The sequence below is a fragment of the Phenylobacterium sp. genome (genome assembly GCF_004297125.1).
In the GTDB taxonomy this organism is placed as follows: domain Bacteria; phylum Pseudomonadota; class Alphaproteobacteria; order Caulobacterales; family Caulobacteraceae; genus Phenylobacterium.
This window is the reverse complement of sequence record NZ_SCVD01000003.1, coordinates 88,759-105,670: the sequence shown is the minus strand read 5'-3', so window position 1 is coordinate 105,670 and position 16,912 is coordinate 88,759. Positions and strand designations below refer to the sequence as shown.

The 16,912-nt window shown below is 69.5% G+C and carries 17 protein-coding genes; 9 read left to right on the top strand and 8 right to left on the bottom strand.

From position 1 onward, the window contains the following. From EPO51_RS02680 to EPO51_RS02660, 5 genes are all read right to left on the bottom strand, one after another. Positions 1 to 321: aminotransferase class I/II-fold pyridoxal phosphate-dependent enzyme (locus EPO51_RS02680; protein WP_293345707.1), on the bottom strand; the 321-nt coding region annotated here is incomplete at its 3' end. Positions 322 to 551: 230 nt separating this feature from the next. Continuing rightward, positions 552 to 1,448 carry a 3-hydroxyisobutyrate dehydrogenase gene (gene mmsB, locus EPO51_RS02675; RefSeq protein WP_293345705.1) on the bottom strand — a complete coding sequence of 299 codons (897 nt, stop codon included), beginning with the start codon at positions 1,446 to 1,448 and terminating at the stop codon, positions 552 to 554. Between the two features lie 19 nt (positions 1,449 to 1,467). After that, a complete protein-coding gene (locus EPO51_RS02670) occupies positions 1,468 to 2,214 on the bottom strand; it encodes a class I SAM-dependent methyltransferase (RefSeq protein WP_293345703.1) in 747 nt (248 codons plus the stop codon). Positions 2,215 to 2,254: 40 nt separating this feature from the next. Then, positions 2,255 to 3,304, bottom strand: coding sequence for an enoyl-CoA hydratase/isomerase family protein (locus tag EPO51_RS02665; RefSeq protein ID WP_293345701.1), 1,050 nt, complete (start codon positions 3,302 to 3,304; stop codon positions 2,255 to 2,257). Continuing rightward, entirely contained in the window at positions 3,301 to 4,440 is a 1,140-nt protein-coding gene (locus EPO51_RS02660) for an isobutyryl-CoA dehydrogenase (RefSeq protein WP_293345699.1), read from the bottom strand. The genes EPO51_RS02665 and EPO51_RS02660 overlap by 4 nt, the downstream gene beginning before the upstream one ends. A gap of 110 nt (positions 4,441 to 4,550) precedes the next feature. Between EPO51_RS02660 and EPO51_RS02655 the strand changes: the two genes are divergently transcribed. Beyond that, positions 4,551 to 5,165 (top strand): hypothetical protein, encoded by a 615-nt coding sequence (locus tag EPO51_RS02655; protein WP_293345697.1) that lies wholly within the window; start codon positions 4,551 to 4,553, stop codon positions 5,163 to 5,165. 41 nt (positions 5,166 to 5,206) lie between these two features. Continuing rightward, on the top strand, positions 5,207 to 6,223 hold the full coding sequence (hemB, locus tag EPO51_RS02650; RefSeq protein WP_293345695.1) for a porphobilinogen synthase: 1,017 nt from the start codon (positions 5,207 to 5,209) through the stop codon (positions 6,221 to 6,223). Here the strand turns inward: hemB and EPO51_RS02645 are convergent. Further along, positions 6,220 to 7,098 carry an SMP-30/gluconolactonase/LRE family protein gene (locus EPO51_RS02645; RefSeq protein WP_293345693.1) on the bottom strand — a complete coding sequence of 293 codons (879 nt, stop codon included), beginning with the start codon at positions 7,096 to 7,098 and terminating at the stop codon, positions 6,220 to 6,222. The two genes, hemB and EPO51_RS02645, sit on opposite strands and share 4 nt — an antisense overlap. A gap of 32 nt (positions 7,099 to 7,130) precedes the next feature. Here EPO51_RS02645 and EPO51_RS02640 point away from each other — a divergent pair, with 32 nt between their 5' ends. Beyond that, positions 7,131 to 7,544 carry an NUDIX hydrolase gene (locus tag EPO51_RS02640; protein WP_293345691.1) on the top strand — a complete coding sequence of 138 codons (414 nt, stop codon included), beginning with the start codon at positions 7,131 to 7,133 and terminating at the stop codon, positions 7,542 to 7,544. Here the strand turns inward: EPO51_RS02640 and EPO51_RS02635 are convergent. Both EPO51_RS02635 and EPO51_RS02630 read right to left on the bottom strand, forming a co-directional pair. Then, a complete protein-coding gene (locus tag EPO51_RS02635) occupies positions 7,504 to 8,373 on the bottom strand; it encodes an alpha/beta fold hydrolase (protein WP_293345689.1) in 870 nt (289 codons plus the stop codon). The two genes, EPO51_RS02640 and EPO51_RS02635, sit on opposite strands and share 41 nt — an antisense overlap. After that, a complete protein-coding gene (locus EPO51_RS02630; protein ID WP_293345687.1) occupies positions 8,370 to 8,888 on the bottom strand; it encodes a GNAT family N-acetyltransferase in 519 nt (172 codons plus the stop codon). The genes EPO51_RS02635 and EPO51_RS02630 overlap by 4 nt, the downstream gene beginning before the upstream one ends. A 73-nt stretch (positions 8,889 to 8,961) precedes the next feature. On the opposite strand from EPO51_RS02630, the gene EPO51_RS02625 reads away from it, so the two are divergent. From EPO51_RS02625 to EPO51_RS02600, 6 genes are all read left to right on the top strand, one after another. Beyond that, on the top strand, positions 8,962 to 9,867 hold the full coding sequence (locus tag EPO51_RS02625) for a flagellar motor protein MotB (RefSeq protein WP_293345685.1): 906 nt from the start codon (positions 8,962 to 8,964) through the stop codon (positions 9,865 to 9,867). 75 nt (positions 9,868 to 9,942) lie between these two features. Next, positions 9,943 to 10,710: an arginyltransferase gene (locus tag EPO51_RS02620; protein ID WP_293345683.1), complete on the top strand. Its 768-nt coding sequence runs from the start codon at positions 9,943 to 9,945 to the stop codon at positions 10,708 to 10,710. Between the two features lie 86 nt (positions 10,711 to 10,796). Further along, complete coding sequence (locus tag EPO51_RS02615; protein ID WP_293345681.1) at positions 10,797 to 11,441, top strand: P-loop NTPase family protein; 645 nt, start codon at positions 10,797 to 10,799, stop codon at positions 11,439 to 11,441. A gap of 126 nt (positions 11,442 to 11,567) precedes the next feature. Beyond that, positions 11,568 to 13,151, top strand: a complete 1,584-nt coding sequence (locus tag EPO51_RS02610; RefSeq protein ID WP_293345679.1) for a CYTH and CHAD domain-containing protein — start codon at positions 11,568 to 11,570, stop codon at positions 13,149 to 13,151. Positions 13,152 to 13,196: 45 nt separating this feature from the next. Next, entirely contained in the window at positions 13,197 to 15,386 is a 2,190-nt protein-coding gene (locus tag EPO51_RS02605; protein WP_293345711.1) for an RNA degradosome polyphosphate kinase, read from the top strand. Then, positions 15,367 to 16,869 carry a Ppx/GppA phosphatase family protein gene (locus tag EPO51_RS02600; protein ID WP_293345677.1) on the top strand — a complete coding sequence of 501 codons (1,503 nt, stop codon included), beginning with the start codon at positions 15,367 to 15,369 and terminating at the stop codon, positions 16,867 to 16,869. Before EPO51_RS02605 ends, EPO51_RS02600 begins: the two co-directional genes overlap by 20 nt. Positions 16,870 to 16,912: the final 43 nt, after the last annotated feature.

Below are 16,912 nucleotides of genomic sequence, written 5' to 3'. Positions count from 1 at the left end.
TTCCTTCTGGTGAAGGTCGGCCAGCTCGTGCTCCAGCTCCACATGGTAGTGGGTCGTGCCCGAGATGTTCCGCGTGCCGCCCGATCCGGCCCCAGCCTCCTCGATGGCCTGATGCATCGCGTCCAGCACCACCGGGTTCTGCCCCTGCCCCAGGTAGTCGTTCGAACACCAGACCGTGACGTCGGCCGTCGAGCCGTCGCCCCGCGTCCAGGTGGCGCGCGGGAACTCGCCGCGATGCCGCTTCAGGTCCGCAAAGACCCGGTAGCGGCCTTCGGACCGGACGCGGTCCAAGGCGGTGCGGAAGGCTTCCCTGTAATCCATCGACTTGTTCCCGGTGCGCGTTCTTGGGAGCGCGCTCTTCCCGGCCCCTGAATTATGCACGCCTTTTGGCGCCGTGATTTCACGTTGTCCATAAATTCAGGGGTCGCAGGCGCTGCAACTTTCGTGACCTGATCCGCAGAATTCGTGAGTGGGGGGCCCGCATTGCGAGCCGTCCCGAGAGGCGCGCTAGAGAACGCTTCTCATTCGCGCGCCATCTGCCCTTGCGCGGATCAGGACGCCTGCGGCGCGTTGCCTCGGAGCATCTCCAGAATCGCCGAGAAGTCCTTACCCCCGCCACCCAGGCGATCGAACAGGGCGTAGAGACCTTCGGCCGCCCCGCCCAGCGGCGTGGCTGCGCCGGCCTTGGCTGCGGCGTCCTGGGCCAGTTTCAGATCCTTGAGCATCATGGCGGTGGCGAAGCCGCCCTCGTAGCCGCGATTCGAGGGCGCGGTCGGCACCGGGCCCGGGAACGGACAGTAGCTGGTCAGGCTCCAGCACTGGCCTGAGGACTTCGAGGCGATCTCGAAGAACCGCTCGCCCTCCAGACCCAGCTTCTCGGCGAGCGCGAAGGCTTCGCAAACTCCGATCATCGAGATGCCCAGCACCATGTTGTTGCAGATCTTGGCCGCCTGCCCCGCCCCGTGGTCGCCGGCGCGCATCGTCACGCGCGACATGGGCGCGATCATCTCCTCGACGGCGGCGAAATCGGCCTCGTCGCAGCCCACCATGAAGGCCAGGGTCCCGGCGTCGGCCGCCGCCGTGCCGCCGGAGACCGGAGCGTCGGCGAAGCGGAACCCCGCGGCTTTCGCCTGGGCGGCCACGGCGCGGGCGCTCTCCACGTCGATGGTCGAGGAGTCGATCAGCAGCGCCGACTTCGGCGCGTTGGGCAGGATCTGCTCCGCGTAGACCTGGCGGACATGCGGGCCGGCCGGCAGCATGGTGATGACGGCGTCGGCGGTCTTCACCGCCTCGGCCACCGACGCGGCCTTGGCGCAACCCGCCCCGGCGGCCTTGTCGAGAGCCGCCTGGGAGAGGTCGAAGGCCATGACCTCGCGCCCCGCCTTCGCCTGGTTGGCGGCCATTCCGCCGCCCATGTTGCCCAGGCCGATGAACGCTACGCGGGTCATGGATACCTCTTCGCTGTGGCTATTTGGGTTTGCGGAACTTGTAGACGAACTGGTCGGTGTGGCCGCGGATCGACGGGTCGAACACGGGCTTGGTGTGGTCGTCGGCCGGGTTGCGCAGCACGGTGCTCTCGCCGTCGTACTTGAAGCCCGAGCTCTCCAGTTGCTTGCGGACCGCCGCGGGATCGATCCGGTGCAGCTTGTCGTCGGGGTCGATCGGGGCGCCGGCCGCCGCGGCGTGGTCCAGGACGATGAAGACGCCGCCCGGCTTGATCGAGTCGAAGATCAGCTTGTCGACCTTCGCGATGTCGATGTTCCGGGCCCGCGCGAACAGGTCGTGGTAGTTTTGGGAGGTCCAGAATACGTCGACCTGCTCGGGCAAGGCGAAGCTGCCGATGCCGGTCGAGACGACGGTGATGTTTCCATATTGCGGGTCCGCCGCGATGCCGAGGATGGCCGGCGGGGTCGTGGCTGTGGCCGGCGGCGGGTTGGTCACCGCATAGACCTTGCCCTTCGGTCCGACCGTCTTGGCGAAGATGCGGGTGAAGTAACCGCCGCCCGGGATGAAGTCGGCCACCTTGTCGCCCGGCTTCACGCCGGCGAACTCCATCATCTCGGCCGGCTTGCGGTCGGCGTCGCGCTTGGTGTCGGCCTCGGGGCGGCCCTTGTCGGCGACCGCGGCCACGACGGCGGCGGACGGCGCAGCTTCGGCCATGCCGGTCGAGAGCGCGAGCACGGCGGCGGCCGCCAGCAGGATCTTGGATCTCATGTCGATGTTCCTCCCGCGGCAGATCTTCGCCGCCCTGCGGTCAAGGTAGAGGCGACCACTCCTGATCGGAAGGGAGAGGGGCGAAAATGGCGTCCAGCGTCGCATCATCCACCGCGGACGGCGTCGGCGGGTTCCATTTGGGGGCGTTGTCCTTCTCCACGATCACCGCGCGGACGCCCTCCAGGAAGTCGTGGCGCTGAACGACCCGGGCGCCGATCCGGTACTCCATGGTCATGTTTTCGGCGAAGTCCCTGGCCTTGCCGCCAAGCTGGAGCTGGCGGAAGGCCACCTTCAGCGTCTGCGGCGACTTGGTGGCCAGGATGGCGAGCTGCTCGCGGGCCCAGTCGGTGTCGGCCGCCTCGAGGGCCGCGACGATCGCCTCGACGCTGGGCTGGGCGAACAGGCGGGCAATCTCGTCCTGATGCTGGGCGATGGTCGGGCGGCCCGCATCGCCTTCGAACTCGGTCAGCAGCGCCTCGGTCCGCTCGGGATTGGCGACGATCGCGGCCTTCAGCTCCGGAATGCGGGCGCTCTCCACATAGTCCGTCGCGATCTGCAGCAGTTCGCAGTCCGCCGCCTTGATCCGCGCGCCGGTCAGGGCCAGCCACAGGCCGATGTGGTCGGGCATGCGCGGCAGGTACCAGCCGCCGCCCACGTCCGGGAACAGGCCGATCCCGGTCTCCGGCATGGCGAAGGTGGTCCGCTCGGTCGCCACCCGGAACCGGCAGGGCCGCGACAGGCCCACGCCGCCGCCCATGGTGATCCCGTCCATGATCGCCACCCGCGGCTTGGCATATCTGAATATCAGATCGTTCAGCCGGTACTCGTTGAAGAAGAACTCGCGGGCCTTGCTCCCGTCCCCGGCCCCGCTCTCCGCCAGCATCCGGATATCGCCGCCCGCGCAGAACCCGCGCTCGCCCGAATGGTCGATCAACACCAGCTCCACGGCTGGGTCGTCCCGCCAGGCCAGCAAGGCGTCGGTGATCAGGGCGATCATGTTGGTGGTCAGCGCGTGGATCGCCTGCGGCCGGTTGAGCGTGATCCGCCCGACCCTGCCCTCGATGCGACAAAGGACTTCTGGTTCGCTCATGCCCGGAACAGCTCCCGCGCGGTGATGACCCGCATGATCTCGTTGGTGCCTTCGAGGATCTGGTGGACCCGCAGGTCGCGCACGATCCGCTCCAGCGGATAGTCGCGCAGGTAGCCGTAGCCGCCGTGCAGCTGCAGCGCCTGGTTGGCCACCTCGAAGCCGGCGTCGGTAGCGAAGCGCTTGGCCATGGCGCAGTACTGGGTGGCCTTGGGATTCTTCTGGTCCAGGGCATGGGCGGCGCGGCGCACCATCAGGCGGGCGGCGTCCAGCTGCGTGGCCATGTCCGCCAGCCGCCATTGCAGGCCCTGGAATTCCTTCAGCGCCTGGCCGAACTGCTTGCGGGTCTCAAGGTAGGCCTTGGCGGTGTCCAGCGCGAGGCCGGCCCCGCCCAGCGAGCACGACGCGATGTTGATCCGCCCGCCGTCCAGGCCGGCCATGGCGAACTTGAAGCCCTCGCCCTCCTCGCCGATCCGGTTGGCTTCGGGCACGCGGCAGTCGTCGAAGTTCACCTGGGCGGTGGGCTGGGAGTTCCAGCCCATCTTCCGCTCCTGGGCGCCGAACGACAGGCCGGGCTCGTCCTTCTCGACCACGAAGGCCGACACGCCCTTGGCGCCCTGCCCCCCCGTCCGCGCCATCACCACATAGACGTCGGAGGTTCCGGCGCCGGAGATGAAGGCCTTGGAGCCGTTCAGGACATAGCCGTCGCCGTCCTTCACCGCCGTGGTCTTCATGGCCGCCGCGTCGGAGCCGGAGCCCGGCTCGGTCAGGGCGTAGGACGCGATCAGCTCCATGGTGGTGAGCCTGGGCAGGTAGCGGCGGCGCAGGTCCTCGGACCCGAACCGGTCGATCATCCACGACGCCATGTTGTGGATCGAGATGAAGGCCGCGGTCGACACGTCGCCGTAAGAGAGCTGCTCGAAGACGGTCGAGGCGTCCAGGCGGCTGAGCGCCGAGCCGCCTACGTCCTCGCGGACGTAGAGGCCTGCGAATCCCAACTCGGCGGCCTTCCTAAGCACGTCGACGGGAAAGTGCTTCTCCTCGTCCCAGCGGGCGGAATGGGGGGCCAGCTCGGCGGCGGCGAAGGCGCGCGCGGCGTCCTCGATGGCCCTCTGGTCCTCGGTGAGGTTGAAATCCATGGCGTGCGGAGTCGCGCGCCGTGTGCGGGGTGTCAATCGTCCGCTGCGGAAGTCGCCCGCCACATCCCCGTCGCTTTTCGCAGCTTGGCTGCCGTCGGGAGGACGACGGGATGATCGGCCGGACACGCGTGGCATCGCCACGCATCGCTGGCCGCCGAAGTCGGTCCCTCGCGCTGGCGCTGTCGGCGTTGGCCCACGTCATGGTGCTGGGGTGGTTCGGCCTGAAGCGCGCCGCGGAACAGCCGCTAGCCGAGGCGCCGACGGTGAACGTAGAGATCGTGCGCCTCCGCCCTGCCCCCCAGGCAACGCCCGCGAACGCGCCGACGGCTTCGGCGGGGCGCTCAACGCCGGCGCCGCCCGATACCGCGGTTGAGGGCCGCATCGCTTCGCCGTCCGCTGCGCCCGTGGCGGGCGGCGGCGCAGGGATCGATCCGCGCTGGGCGGTCGACCTCAACGGTCCGGTCTTCGCCGACGGCAAGTGGCCCCGGCCGCAGCAGCGGATCCTCGCCCGCTGCGACCCGCTCAAGGACCCGAAGCGCGAATCCAAGGCCTGTCGGCGGGAGGACGACGTCGCGAACGCCGTCACCCGCGCCTATGATCCGCAGAAGGGAACGGGGGAGTTCGCCCGCGAAGGGCGGCACAACGAGGCAGTGAAGCGCTATCGCGAGCTGCCGGGCGGGGCCGGCTATCCCGGCATCGCCTGCCACGTCTTTCATCGCTGCTAGGCCCTTGCGCGCCAGGGCCCCGCGGGTGCAAACGCGCGGCCATGACGAAAGCGCCCCTCGCCGCCTACCCCGCCCTGCGCCTGCGCCGCCTGCGCCAGGCCGATTGGATCCGCCGGATGGTCCGCGAGACCGTGCTGACCCCGAACGACCTGATCTGGTCGATGGTTGTGCATGAGGGCGAGGGGACGCTCCCGGTGGGCTCGATGCCGGGCGTCAGCCGCCTGTCGGTGAAGGACGCCGCCGCCGCCGCGAGGGAGGCCCGTACGCTGGGCATCCCGGCCATCGCGGTCTTCCCCCACATCGACGGCGCCAAGAAGGACGCCACCGGCAAGCTGGCCCACGACCCGAACGGGCTGGTCGCCACGGCCGTGAAGGCCATGAAGGACGCCGCCCCCGAGGTCGGGATCATGTGCGACGTGGCGCTCGACCCCTTTACCGACCACGGCCACGACGGGCTGCTGGAGAACGGCCGGATCGTCAACGACGCCACCGTTGAGACGCTGGTCGCCCAGGCGCTCATGCAGGCGAAGGCCGGCTGCGATATCCTGGCGCCGTCCGACATGATGGACGGCCGCTGCGGAGCGATCCGGACGGCGCTGGAGGCCGAAGGCCTGCAGGACGTGATGATCATGTCTTACGCGGCCAAGTACGCCTCGGCCTTCTACGGTCCGTATCGCGAGGCCATCGGTTCCGGGAAGCTCGGGACCGGCTCGGTGGACAATCCCGGCGATAAGAAGACCTACCAGATGGACTCGGCCAACCACGCGGAAGCGCTGCGTGAGGTGGCCCTCGACATCGCCGAGGGCGCCGACATGGTGATGGTGAAGCCGGGGATGCCGTACCTCGACATCGTCCGCCAGGTGGTCGACGCCTTCGCGATGCCGACCTACGCGTTCCAGGTCTCGGGCGAGTACGCCATGCTGATGGCCGCCGCCCAGAACGGCTGGCTGGACGAGGAGCGCGCCATCCTGGAGAGCCTAGGCGGCTTCAAGCGCGCCGGCGCGGCGGGGGTCATCACCTATTTCGCGCCGCGCGCGGCGCGGATGCTTGGGGCCTAGGGCCGGCCCGCGCGCGGGCTGTCGACGTCCGCGACCACGATCTTGCCGGTCTGCGCCTTGGCCGCGGCCTCGTGGTCCGAACTGGCGGCGGTCAGCATGAACAGTGTCTTCCCGTCGTCCCCGCCCAGCATGCACGCGTAGCAGGGTTGGCCGGTGTCGATCACCTCCAGCACCTCGCCGCCCTGGGCGATGCGCACGCATTGTGGCGCGATAGGGTTGGCCACCCAGATCGCCCCCTCGACATCGAGGCAAATGCCATCGGGAACCACAGGCAGGCACGAGGCCCACAAGCGGCGGTTGGACAGCGCCCCGCCCGCGCCGATGTCGAAGGCGGTCAGCGCCCCGGCAAGGGTCTCGCCCACGATCAACGTCCGGCCGTCCGGCGTGATCACCGAACCGTTCGGAAAGTGCATGTCCTCGGCCGCCACGCTGGCGGCGCCGTCCGGCGCCACATAGGCCAGTCTCGCGGTGGGATGCTCGGCCAGGACGCTCTCGACGCCCCGCACGCCGATCTCCGCGTCCAGGTCGAAGCCGAAGTTGCCGACATAGGCCCCGCCAATGGAATCGACCACCATGTCGTTGCAGTGGAAGCCCGCGATGTGGCCGAGCTCTGCATGGACGGCGATCTGCCCGCCCGGCCGTCGGCGCAGGAGCTGGCGCTTCGTCATGGAGACGATCAACATGGAGCCGTCGGGCATCCACCCCAGCCCCGAGGGCCGATCGTCGATCTCGACCTCGGTGCGCAGGTCGCCGGCCAGGGACACGGACTTGACCGCATGGGCGTAGAAGTCGCTGAACCACAGCCGCCCGTCACGCCAGCGCGGCCCTTCGCCGAAGTAGATTCCGCCGATCAGCTCGCGCGTCGCCCGCCCCATGGTGTCGCCTCTCTGTGGAAGGTCTCCGGAGCATGATCGTCGAGGTGGTGGGCGCTGTCATCCGTGACGCCGCGGGAAGGCTGCTCACGGTCCGCAAGCACGGGACCCAGCGCTTCATGCTGCCCGGCGGCAAGCGCGAGCCCGGGGAGGACGACTTGACCGCGCTCGCCCGCGAACTGCGCGAGGAACTGGGGGTGCGGCTGCTTTCGGCCGGACCGCTCGGGCGCTTTGAAGCCGCGGCGGCGAACGAAGCCGGCGCGACGGTCCGCTCTCACGCCTATCTGGTCGAGATCGAAGGCGAGGTCACGATCCAGGCCGAGATCGAGGAATTGCTCTGGATCGACCCGGCCGCGCCGCCCGACCTCCCGATCGCGCCGCTGCTGGCGGGCCAGATCCTGCCGGCCCTCAACGCGGTGCGGAAAGCCACGCCTTCAGGATCGGATTAACCTTTTCCGGCGCCTCCTGCTGCACCCAGTGGGAGACGCCGGGCAGGCGTTCGATGGTCAGGTCGCGGACGTACGCTTCCGTGCCGTCCAGCAGTTCGACGCCGAGCGCAGAGTCCTCCTCGCCCCAGATGATCAGCGTCGGCGTCTCGATCACCGGCCAGGGCCCGGCCAGCTTGCCCCGCAGGCGGAGGGCGGCGCGGTACCAGTTGATCATGCCGGTCATCGCGCCCGGCCGCTGGGCGTCCCGGGCGTAGCGGTCGAGGACGTCGGGTGTGAAGTGGGTCTTGTCGACCGCCATGTCGTAGAAGGCGCGGCGCACGGCGCGGGCGTCGTTGGCCGTGGTAAGCCGCTCGGGCAGGCCGGGGATCTGGAAGAAGAACATGTACCAGCTCTTCTTGAGCTGGGCCCACGACCGGCGCAGGTGCGCGTTCATCACCGCCGGGTGCGGCACGTTCATGATCACCAGGCGCTCCAGCGGCCTGGGCGCGTTGGCCGCGAAGGTCCAGGCCAGCCCCGCACCCCAGTCGTGGCCGATCAGGGTCACCGTCTTCGCCCCGCTGGCGTCGATCAGGGCGGCGACGTCCTCCATCAGCCGGTCGATCAGGTAGGACGCGACGTCGCGCGGCTTCGGCTCGGTCTCGCCGTAGCCCCGCAGGTCCGGCGCCCAGACGCGGTAACCCATCTCGGCCAGCAGCGGGATCTGATGGCGCCAGGAGAACCGGCTCTCCGGAAAGCCGTGCAGGCAGAGCGCGAGGCGGTCGCCCTCCCCGGCCTGATCGACGGCGAAGCGGAAGCCGTTGGCCTCGACGGTGCGGGTGGTGATGGTCATGGGGCGGTGAAGTGGGTGCTCTCGCGGTCGACGCCCGGGAGCTGGATCGTGCCCTGGTAGGTGAAGCCGACCTTCCTCAAGACCGCCATCGAGGCGAAATTCTCCAGGGTGGTGATCGCCGCCAGCTTCGGAATGCCCAGCGCCTCCCGCGCGTGGGCCAGCACGGCGGCGGCGGCCTCCTGGGCGTAGCCCTGGCCCCAGGCGCGCTGCGCGAACGCATAGCCCACATCCGGCATGTCGAGCCCCTCGCGCCGCACCAGGCCGGCCAGGCCGACGGCGGTGTTGTCGAGCTTCTGCACGGTCAGCCACATGCCGAAGCCGTGCTCGCGGTAGCTGCCGATGATCCGCTCGACGATATAGACGCGGGCCTCGTCCTCGGTGCGCACGCCGCGGTCGCCGATGTTCTCCAGGAAACCCGGCGAGTTCAGCAGCTCCAGCACGAACGGCGCGTCGGCCTCCTCGACCTCGCGCAGGGCCAGCCTCTCCGTCTCCAGCACCGTCACAGACGCCCCCAACGCTTCCTCTGAAACGTCATCTTAACGCGGTCCCCGCACTTTGCTCGGGAATCAGCGTTAAGCCGGGTGAACCATGGCGGTGGGCGAGCAGCCGATCGTAATCAAGAAGGTCAAGAAGGTCGTCGGTGGCGGACACCACGGCGGCGCGTGGAAGGTCGCCTACGCGGACTTCGTGACCGCCATGATGGCCTTCTTCCTGCTGATGTGGCTGATTAACACCACATCGCCGGAGCAGAAGCGCGGCATCGCCGACTATTTCGCCCCGGCCAGCGTATCGGAAACGACCTCCGGCGCCGGCGGCATCCTGGGCGGCGCGGCCTTGGGTCGCGATGGTTCCAAGAGCGCGGGCTCCAGCGACGTGATCGAGGAGCTCGCCCCGTCGTCCGAGCACCCCAACGACGGCGACTCGAAGGACGGCAGCAAGCCGCAGACTCCCGAGGAGGTCGCCGCGGCGGCGCGGCAGCAGGCGGACGCCGAGGCGGAGGCCGCGGTCTTCGCGTCGGCGGCGCAATCGCTGCGCCAGGCCCTGCAGTCGATGCCGGAGCTGGCCGAGCTGTCCAAGAACATCATCATCGACCAGACGCCCGAAGGCCTGCGCATCCAGCTCGTGGACCAGGAAGGCCGCTCGATGTTCAACCAGGGCTCCGCCCAGCCGAACGACCGCGCCAAGCTGCTGCTGCGGGCGATCTCGAAGATCGTCAACCAGCTTCCGAACCGGATCAGCCTCTACGGCCACACCAGCGCCAGCACCGGCGGCGTCAAGCCGGCCACGGACTGGCAGCTCTCGGCGGCCCGGGCCGATGCGTCGCGGGTGGTGCTGCAGGCCGCCGGCGTGGACGCCGACCGGATCTACCAGGTGTCGGGCAAGGCCAGCTCCGAGCCGCTCTACCCCGACGACCCGATGCTGCCGGGCAACCGGCGCATCGCCATCGTGTTGCTGCGCGAGGCGCCTGTGCTGCCGCCGAACCCGGGCCTGTAGGACAATCCTTGCGCGGAGCCGCAGCATGACGCCTAATCCGATCAGGCGTTTTGTTTCGAAAGCGACATCCGGTCCGTGACGCAGCACTTCCCGACCCGACAGCTCCGGTTCTTCCTGACCGCGCCGTCGCCGTGTCCGTACCTGCCTGAGCGCTTCGAGCGGAAGGTCTTCGCGCACCTGCCGCTGTCGGATGGGGCCTCGGTCAACGACAGCCTCACCCAAGTGGGCTTCCGGCGGTCGCAGAACATCGCCTATCGCCCGGCCTGCGAGGCGTGCTCGGCCTGCGTCTCGGCGCGCATTCCGGCGGCGGACTACATCTTCTCGCGCTCGGAGCGGAAGGTGCTGTCGCGCAACGACGACGTGGAGCGCCATCTGGTCGAGGCCGAGGCGACCATGGAGCAATTCGACCTGCTTCGCCGCTACCTCCTGGCGCGGCACGCCGACGGCGGCATGGCCGAGATGACCTGGCCCGACTACGTGGCCATGGTCGAGGACACCGCGGTCCGTACCCACATCATCGAGTACCGCGTCCGTTCGAAGGACGGCGGCCCCGGCGACCTGATCGCCTGCGCGCTGGTGGACCTGATGAGCGACGGCCTGTCGCTGGTCTACAGCTTCTACGACCCGACGCTGGCGCGGCGCAGCCTGGGCTCCTTCGTCATCCTGGACCACGTGATCCAGGCGGGCCTGACCAGCCTGCCCTACGTCTACCTCGGCTATTGGGTCCGGGGCTCCGAGAAGATGGCCTACAAGGTCCGCTTCAGCCCGATCGAGCTCCTGAAGCCCGATGGGTGGACGCTCGCCTCGGCCCGAGACCTGAAGGATCTGGACAACCGCGCCTGATCTGGGGACGACGGGCCGCGGCCAGTGGCGCTCGGCGGTCCGCAGGCCTAAGTTCGCGCCGTGACCTACTCCGACCGACAAGACCCATGGCGCGACAGCTTCGGCTGAGCCTGGGGCGCGAAGGGCCGCCTTCCTTCGACGACTTCGCACGCGGGCCCTCAAACGCCGACGCGGTCGCCGCCGTGCAGGCGTGGCCAGCGTGGCGAGACGGCTGCCTGGCGCTGGTCGGTCCCAAGGGCGCGGGCAAGAGCCACCTCGCGCGGGCCTGGGCGGAGGCGGCCGGCGCCCTGATCCTCGATCCCAAGACGCCGGACGTGATCGCCGCGGCGGGCCGGCCCGTGCTGCTGGAGGACGCCGACCGGGGCGTTTCCACCGAGGGATTGTTCCACCTGATCAACCTGGCGGCGCGGCCCGGCGGAGGCCTGCTGCTGACCGCCCGGACCCTGCCGGCGACCTGGCCCACCGCCCTGCCCGACCTGCGCTCGCGCCTGAACGCCCTCCCGGTGGCCGAGATCGGGCCGCCGGACGACGAGGTGCTGGAAGGCGTGCTCCGCCGCTTCTTCCGCGATCGGAACATCCGGCCGCCGGCCGAAGTCTATCCCTACCTGCTGGCCCGCATGAGCCGCTCGATCCCCGACGCCGCCGAGATCGTGCGACGGCTGGACGAGGCTGGCGACGCCGGATTCCGGCCCGTGACGCGGGTCCTGGCCCGCCAGATACTCGACGAATAGACGCCTGGCGGCGGGGCGGTCTCGCCCGCATCGCAAAAATCTTTCGCTGCGCGATAGACAAAACGATTCGTTTTCCTGCAGTGGTTGCCCGCGTGGCGCGTCGGCCACGTTTCCGAGACCCGCCGAATGCTCGCGCGGAACCCGGCCAAGGCCGCCCCGGAGCTGGAACTGAAGTTCCAGCTTGGCGTCGGCGCCGTCGAGGCGCTGCAGGGGGAGGTTTTTCCCCTCGCGAAGGCTTCGATCGCCCAGCTCCACGCCGTCTATTTCGACACGGCTGGCCATGCTCTGCGCGACGGCGGGTTCAGCCTGCGGGTCCGGCGCAAGGGCGACACCTACATCCAGACCCTGAAGCATCGCGCTGGCGGCGGACTGTTCGAGCGCGATGAATGGGAGACGGAGGTCCCCGGACCCGACCTGGACCTCGCCGCCCTGGCCGGCACGCCGGCGCGGGCCGCCATCGGCGACGCGCCGCTTTCCGCCGCCTTCACCGTCGAGGTCGAGCGGCGCACCCACGTCTGGGTGAAGGGCCGCACGCGGATCGAGGTGGTGTTCGACACCGGCCTGATCGTCGCCGGCGAGCGCCAGGACCCCATCGCCGAGATGGAGCTGGAGCTGCTGGCCGGCGCGCCGCAAGCCCTGTTCGACCTGGCGCGCGATCTGCAATCCAAAGCCGCCCTGACCCTCGCCTTCGAAAGCAAGGCCGAGCGCGGCTATCGCCTCGCCGGCCACGACGGCGTGGCGGCGCTCAGGGCCCAGGCCTCGGTCGTGGGACCCGGGACGAGCGGTGCGGAGGCCTTCCAGCAAATCGCGCGCGAGGCCGTGATCCAGATCGCCGGCAACGCGCGACTGCTGCAGCGGGCGCACAATCCCGATGTGCTGCACCAGATGCGGGTGGGCCTGCGCCGATTGCGGGCGGCGCTGTCGGTCTTCAAGGGAATGCTGGACGCCGAAGGCCTCAACACCGCCCGCGCCGAGACCCGCTGGCTGGCCGGCGAGTTGTCCGAGGCGCGCGACATCGACGTGTTCCTCCAGCGCGCCGCGACGCCGGATGAGATCGAGGAAAGCCCCGGCCGCGCCGCATTCTTCCGCGCCCTGCGCATCGCCCAGGCCGAGGCCTACGAGCGTGCGCTCGCCGCCGTGCGGTCCGAACGGTTCCGGACGCTGCTGCTCTCGCTGGGCGAATGGATCGAGGTGGGCGGCTGGATGCGCCTCGCCAACGACGAGCAGCGGGCCTTGCGCGAGGGCCCGGCCGTGGCGCTCGCCGCGCCGGTCCTGGACAGGCTCGACCATCGGCTGCGCCATCGCTCGCGCAAGTTCATGCAGATCGACGCCGCGGGGCGGCACGACCTGCGCAAGCAGGCCAAGAAGCTGCGCTATGCGGCCGCCTTCTTCGGCGAGGCGTTCCCGAAACACCCGAAGCGCCGCCAGCGCTTCGTGGCGGCGCTGAAGGCGCTGCAGGACCAGCTCGGCGAGCTCAACGACATGGCCGTGGCCCGCGCCGTCGCCATGCGCGCGGTCGGGCGGCGCTCTGGCGAGCTGGCTTTCGCCGCGGGCCTGGAGGTGGGCCGGCTCACCGGCGACGAGGAGGTCGTGCTCGCGACGGCCAACAAGGCCCTGAAAGCGTTCCGCAGGATGAAACCCTTCTGGTGGTCTTCAGACGGTCGCAATGAGGACATTAACCTTTCCCGAGCACGCTTGCGCAGCGCCTGACGCACCCAGGGAATCACTATGCCTCCGCCCAATGACGTCGCCCCGATGAACGCCTCCACCGCGGCGTCCGACGCGGTGACGGTCCCGGCCGAGGACCTGTCGCAGTCGCCGGCGCGGTTCTTCAACCGCGAATTGTCGTGGCTGGCGTTCAATCGCCGGGTGCTCGCGGAGAGCATGAACCCGCGCCATCCGCTGCTCGAACGGCTGCGGTTCCTGGCGATCAGCGCCAACAACCTCGACGAATTCTACATGGTGCGCGTGGCCGGCCTGAAGGCGCAGGTTCGCGAGGGCGTGCGATCCCTGAGCCAGGATGGCCTGACCCCGGCCGAGCAGCTGGTTCGGGTCAACGAGGCTGCGGCCGACCTGATCGGCCACCAGCAGACGCGCTGGCGCCAGCTCTGCGCCGAACTCGCGACCGAAGGACTGCGCTACATCTCCGCCGACGAGGTCACCGCGACGGAGCGCGCGGCGCTGGAGGAGCGCTTCCTCGCGGAACTGTTCCCGGTGCTGACGCCGCTGGCGATCGATCCGGCTCACCCCTTCCCTTTCATCCCGAACCTGGCGTTCTCGCTGGTGCTGAAGATCCGCCGCCTGTCGGACGGCCGCCAGCTCTATGCGCTCGCACCGTTGCCGGCCCAGGTCGCGCGATTCTGGGACGTGGCCCCGGGCCGGCCCAGCACGCGGCGCAAGGCCCAGCGCCGGGTGATCTCGCTGGAGAGCATGGTCACGCTGTTCCTCGACCATCTGTTCCCCGGCTGCGAGATCGAGGAACAGGGCGTGTTCCGTCTCATCCGTGACTCCGACGTCGAGATCGAGGAGGAGGCCGAAGACTTGGTGCGGGAGTTCGAGGCGCGCTTGAAGCAGCGGCGCCTGGGCTCGGTCGTCCGCGTCGAACTGGAGGCCTCGACGCCCGAGGAACTGCGCGGCTTCATCTCCGGCAGCCTCCACGCCAACCCCGAAGACATCATCGTCATGGACGGACTGCTGGGCCTGGACGAGCTGACCCAGCTCATCCCCGCCGACCGCCCCGACCTGAAGTTCAAACGCTTCGAGCCGCGCTTCCCCGAGCGAATCCGCGACCATGGCGGCGACTGCTTCGCGGCCATCCGCGAGAAGGACATCCTGGTCCACCATCCGTTCGAGAGCTTCGACGTGGTGGTCCAGTTCCTGCGCCAGGCGGCGCGCGACCCGAACGTGCTGGCGATCAAGCAGACGCTCTACCGCACGTCCAAGGACAGCCCGATCGTGGCGGCCCTGATCGAGGCCGCCGAGAACGGCAAGAACGTCACCGCCCTCATCGAGATCAAGGCGCGGTTCGACGAAGAGGCCAATCTGAAGTGGGCGCGCGACCTGGAACGCGCCGGCGTCCACGTCGTGTACGGCTTCATCGAGTACAAGACCCACGCCAAGCTCTCGACCGTCGTCCGCAAGGAGGGCGAGGCCCTGCGCAGCTACTGTCACTTCGGCACGGGCAACTACCACCCGGTGACGGCGCGGATTTACACTGACCTGTCGCTGTTCACCACCGAGCCGCCATTCGGGCGCGACTCGGCCAAGCTGTTCAACTTCATCACCGGCTACGCCCAGCCGGTCGGGCTGGAGCGCCTGTCGTTCTCGCCCGTCACCATGAAGCGCGACCTGCTGCGGATGATCGCGCAGGAGGCTGAAAACGCCCGCGCCGGCAAGCCCGCCGCCATCTGGGCCAAGATGAACTCGCTGGTCGACCCGGAGATCATCGATGGCCTGTACGCGGCCAGCCAGGCGGGCGTGCCGATCGACCTGGTCATCCGCGGCATCTGCTGTCTGCGCCCGGGCGTGCCGGGCCTGTCGGACAACATCCGGGTGAAGTCGATCGTCGGCCGATACCTCGAGCACGGGCGGATCGTCGCCTTCGCCAACGGCCATCCAATGCCGTCGCAACACGCGCGGCTCTACATGTCCTCCGCGGACTGGATGCCACGGAACCTCGACCGCCGCGTGGAGGTCATGACGCCGATCGAGAACCCGACCGTACATCAGCAGGTTCTACAGCAGATCATGCTGGCGAACCTGAAGGACGAAGCGCAAAGCTGGACCCTGGACGCCGACGGCCGCTATACGCGTGACCCTGCCTGGGACCACCCGAACGCCTTTTCGGCGCACGAGTATTTCATGACCAATCCGAGTCTCTCCGGTCGCGGGCAGAAAGTGAAAGACATGCCGCGCGCGATCGAAAATGTGGCCTCTCGGGGATAGCGACAGTCGCGCGGCGGGCCACCAGGCCGCCGTCATCGATGTCGGATCGAATTCCGTGCGCCTGGTGATCTACCGGGTCGACGGCCGCGCGCTCTGGACCATCTACAACGAGAAGGTCGTCGCCGGCCTCGGCAAGGACCTGACCGCCACCCGCCGCCTGTCACCCGAGGGGGTCGAGGCGGCCATCGGCGCGCTGCGGCGGTTCCGAGCGGCCCTGGACGGCTGGAAGGCCGACGAGGTCACCGCCTGCGCCACCGCCGCCGTGCGCGAGGCGGCGGACGGCAAGGCCTTCCTGAAGCGCGTCATGGACGAGACGGGCCTGCAGGTCCGCGTCCTCTCCGGCGAGGAAGAGGCGCGGTATGCCGGCCTGGGCGTGATCTGCGGCCAGCCCGACGCCGAGGGCGTGGTCGGCGACCTAGGCGGCTCCAGCCTGGAGCTGGTGCGTCTGAACGGTTTCACCAACATCGAGGGCGCGACCCTGCCTCTGGGCCCGTTCGCCCTGGGGGCGCCGAAGCCGCTGAACCTGGATCGCACGAAGCGGCTGGTGGACGATCACCTGGGCCCGCTGGCCAAGCGCTACGCCAGCCCCGAGTTCCATGCGGTCGGCGGCGCCTGGCGCAACCTGGCGCTCCTGCACATGCAGCTCGCCGACTATCCGCTGCACGTCGCGCACCAGTACGAGATCAGCCGCACCGATGGGCTGGAGCTGGCGCGGTTCGTCCAGCGCCAGTCGCGCGGGTCGCTGGAGGGGATCGAGGGCCTGTCCAAGAAGCGCTTCGACACCCTGCCCTACGCCGCGGTGGTGCTGGAGCGGCTGATCGAGCGCCTGGGGGTGGAGAAGGTGGTGATCTCCGCCTACGGGGTCCGCGAGGGCCTGCTGCTGGAGGCCATGCCGCCCGAGGTGCGCCAGCTCAGCCCGCTGATCGAAGGCTGCGAGGCCTTGGCCGCGCACCGCGGGATCGCGCCCGGCCTCGGCCAGGCGCTGGAGGCCTGGGTCGGACCGCTGTTCGAGAAGCTCCCGCCCCTGTTCGGCGACCGCGACGGGGTGCTGCTGGCCGCCGCCTGCCGGCTGGCCGACCTCGGCGCCTTCCTTCACCCCGACCATCGGGCGGACCTGGCGTTCGAGCAGGTGCTGCGGGCGCCTCTGGCCGGGATGAACCACGCCGAGCGTGCGTTCCTCGCCAACGTCGCCTTCGCCCGTCACTCGGCCTCGCCGCAGCCGCCGGACGCCACGGCGGTCGGCCGGGTGCTCACGCCGGAGCGCCGCCAGCGAGCCCGAGCCCTGGGCTCGGCCATCCGGCTCGGCTGCGACCTGTCAGCCCGTAATCCGCGCCTGCTGGAGAAGTCCGCGGTGACGATCCGTGGCGAGCGCCTGTCGCTGACCGCACTCGCCGGCTGGGAGGACATGCTGCTGGGCGAGCAGACGGCGCGCCGCGCCCAGGCGCTGGCCCAGGCCCTGAAGCTCAAGCTGGAGATGGGCTGAGCACTTCGACGCGGTTCTGGGCCAGTTCGTCGCAACGCAGCTT

Coding starts and splice junctions, on each gene's coding strand:
- EPO51_RS02645 (WP_293345693.1), bottom strand. CDS start 7,098: ATGGGGCGGGCGACGCGCGAGCTGATCGGCGGAATCTACTTCGGCGAA.
- EPO51_RS02660 (WP_293345699.1), bottom strand. CDS start 4,440: ATGGATTTCAACCTCACCGAGGACCAGAGGGCCATCGAGGACGCCGCG.
- EPO51_RS02610 (WP_293345679.1), top strand. CDS start 11,568: ATGCTCGCGCGGAACCCGGCCAAGGCCGCCCCGGAGCTGGAACTGAAG.
- EPO51_RS02670 (WP_293345703.1), bottom strand. CDS start 2,214: ATGAGATCCAAGATCCTGCTGGCGGCCGCCGCCGTGCTCGCGCTCTCG.
- EPO51_RS02615 (WP_293345681.1), top strand. CDS start 10,797: ATGGCGCGACAGCTTCGGCTGAGCCTGGGGCGCGAAGGGCCGCCTTCC.
- mmsB (WP_293345705.1), bottom strand. CDS start 1,448: ATGACCCGCGTAGCGTTCATCGGCCTGGGCAACATGGGCGGCGGAATG.
- EPO51_RS02640 (WP_293345691.1), top strand. CDS start 7,131: ATGATCGTCGAGGTGGTGGGCGCTGTCATCCGTGACGCCGCGGGAAGG.
- EPO51_RS02605 (WP_293345711.1), top strand. CDS start 13,197: ATGAACGCCTCCACCGCGGCGTCCGACGCGGTGACGGTCCCGGCCGAG.
- EPO51_RS02665 (WP_293345701.1), bottom strand. CDS start 3,304: ATGAGCGAACCAGAAGTCCTTTGTCGCATCGAGGGCAGGGTCGGGCGG.
- EPO51_RS02625 (WP_293345685.1), top strand. CDS start 8,962: ATGGCGGTGGGCGAGCAGCCGATCGTAATCAAGAAGGTCAAGAAGGTC.
- EPO51_RS02635 (WP_293345689.1), bottom strand. CDS start 8,373: ATGACCATCACCACCCGCACCGTCGAGGCCAACGGCTTCCGCTTCGCC.
- hemB (WP_293345695.1), top strand. CDS start 5,207: ATGACGAAAGCGCCCCTCGCCGCCTACCCCGCCCTGCGCCTGCGCCGC.
- EPO51_RS02600 (WP_293345677.1), top strand. CDS start 15,367: ATGTGGCCTCTCGGGGATAGCGACAGTCGCGCGGCGGGCCACCAGGCC.
- EPO51_RS02655 (WP_293345697.1), top strand. CDS start 4,551: ATGATCGGCCGGACACGCGTGGCATCGCCACGCATCGCTGGCCGCCGA.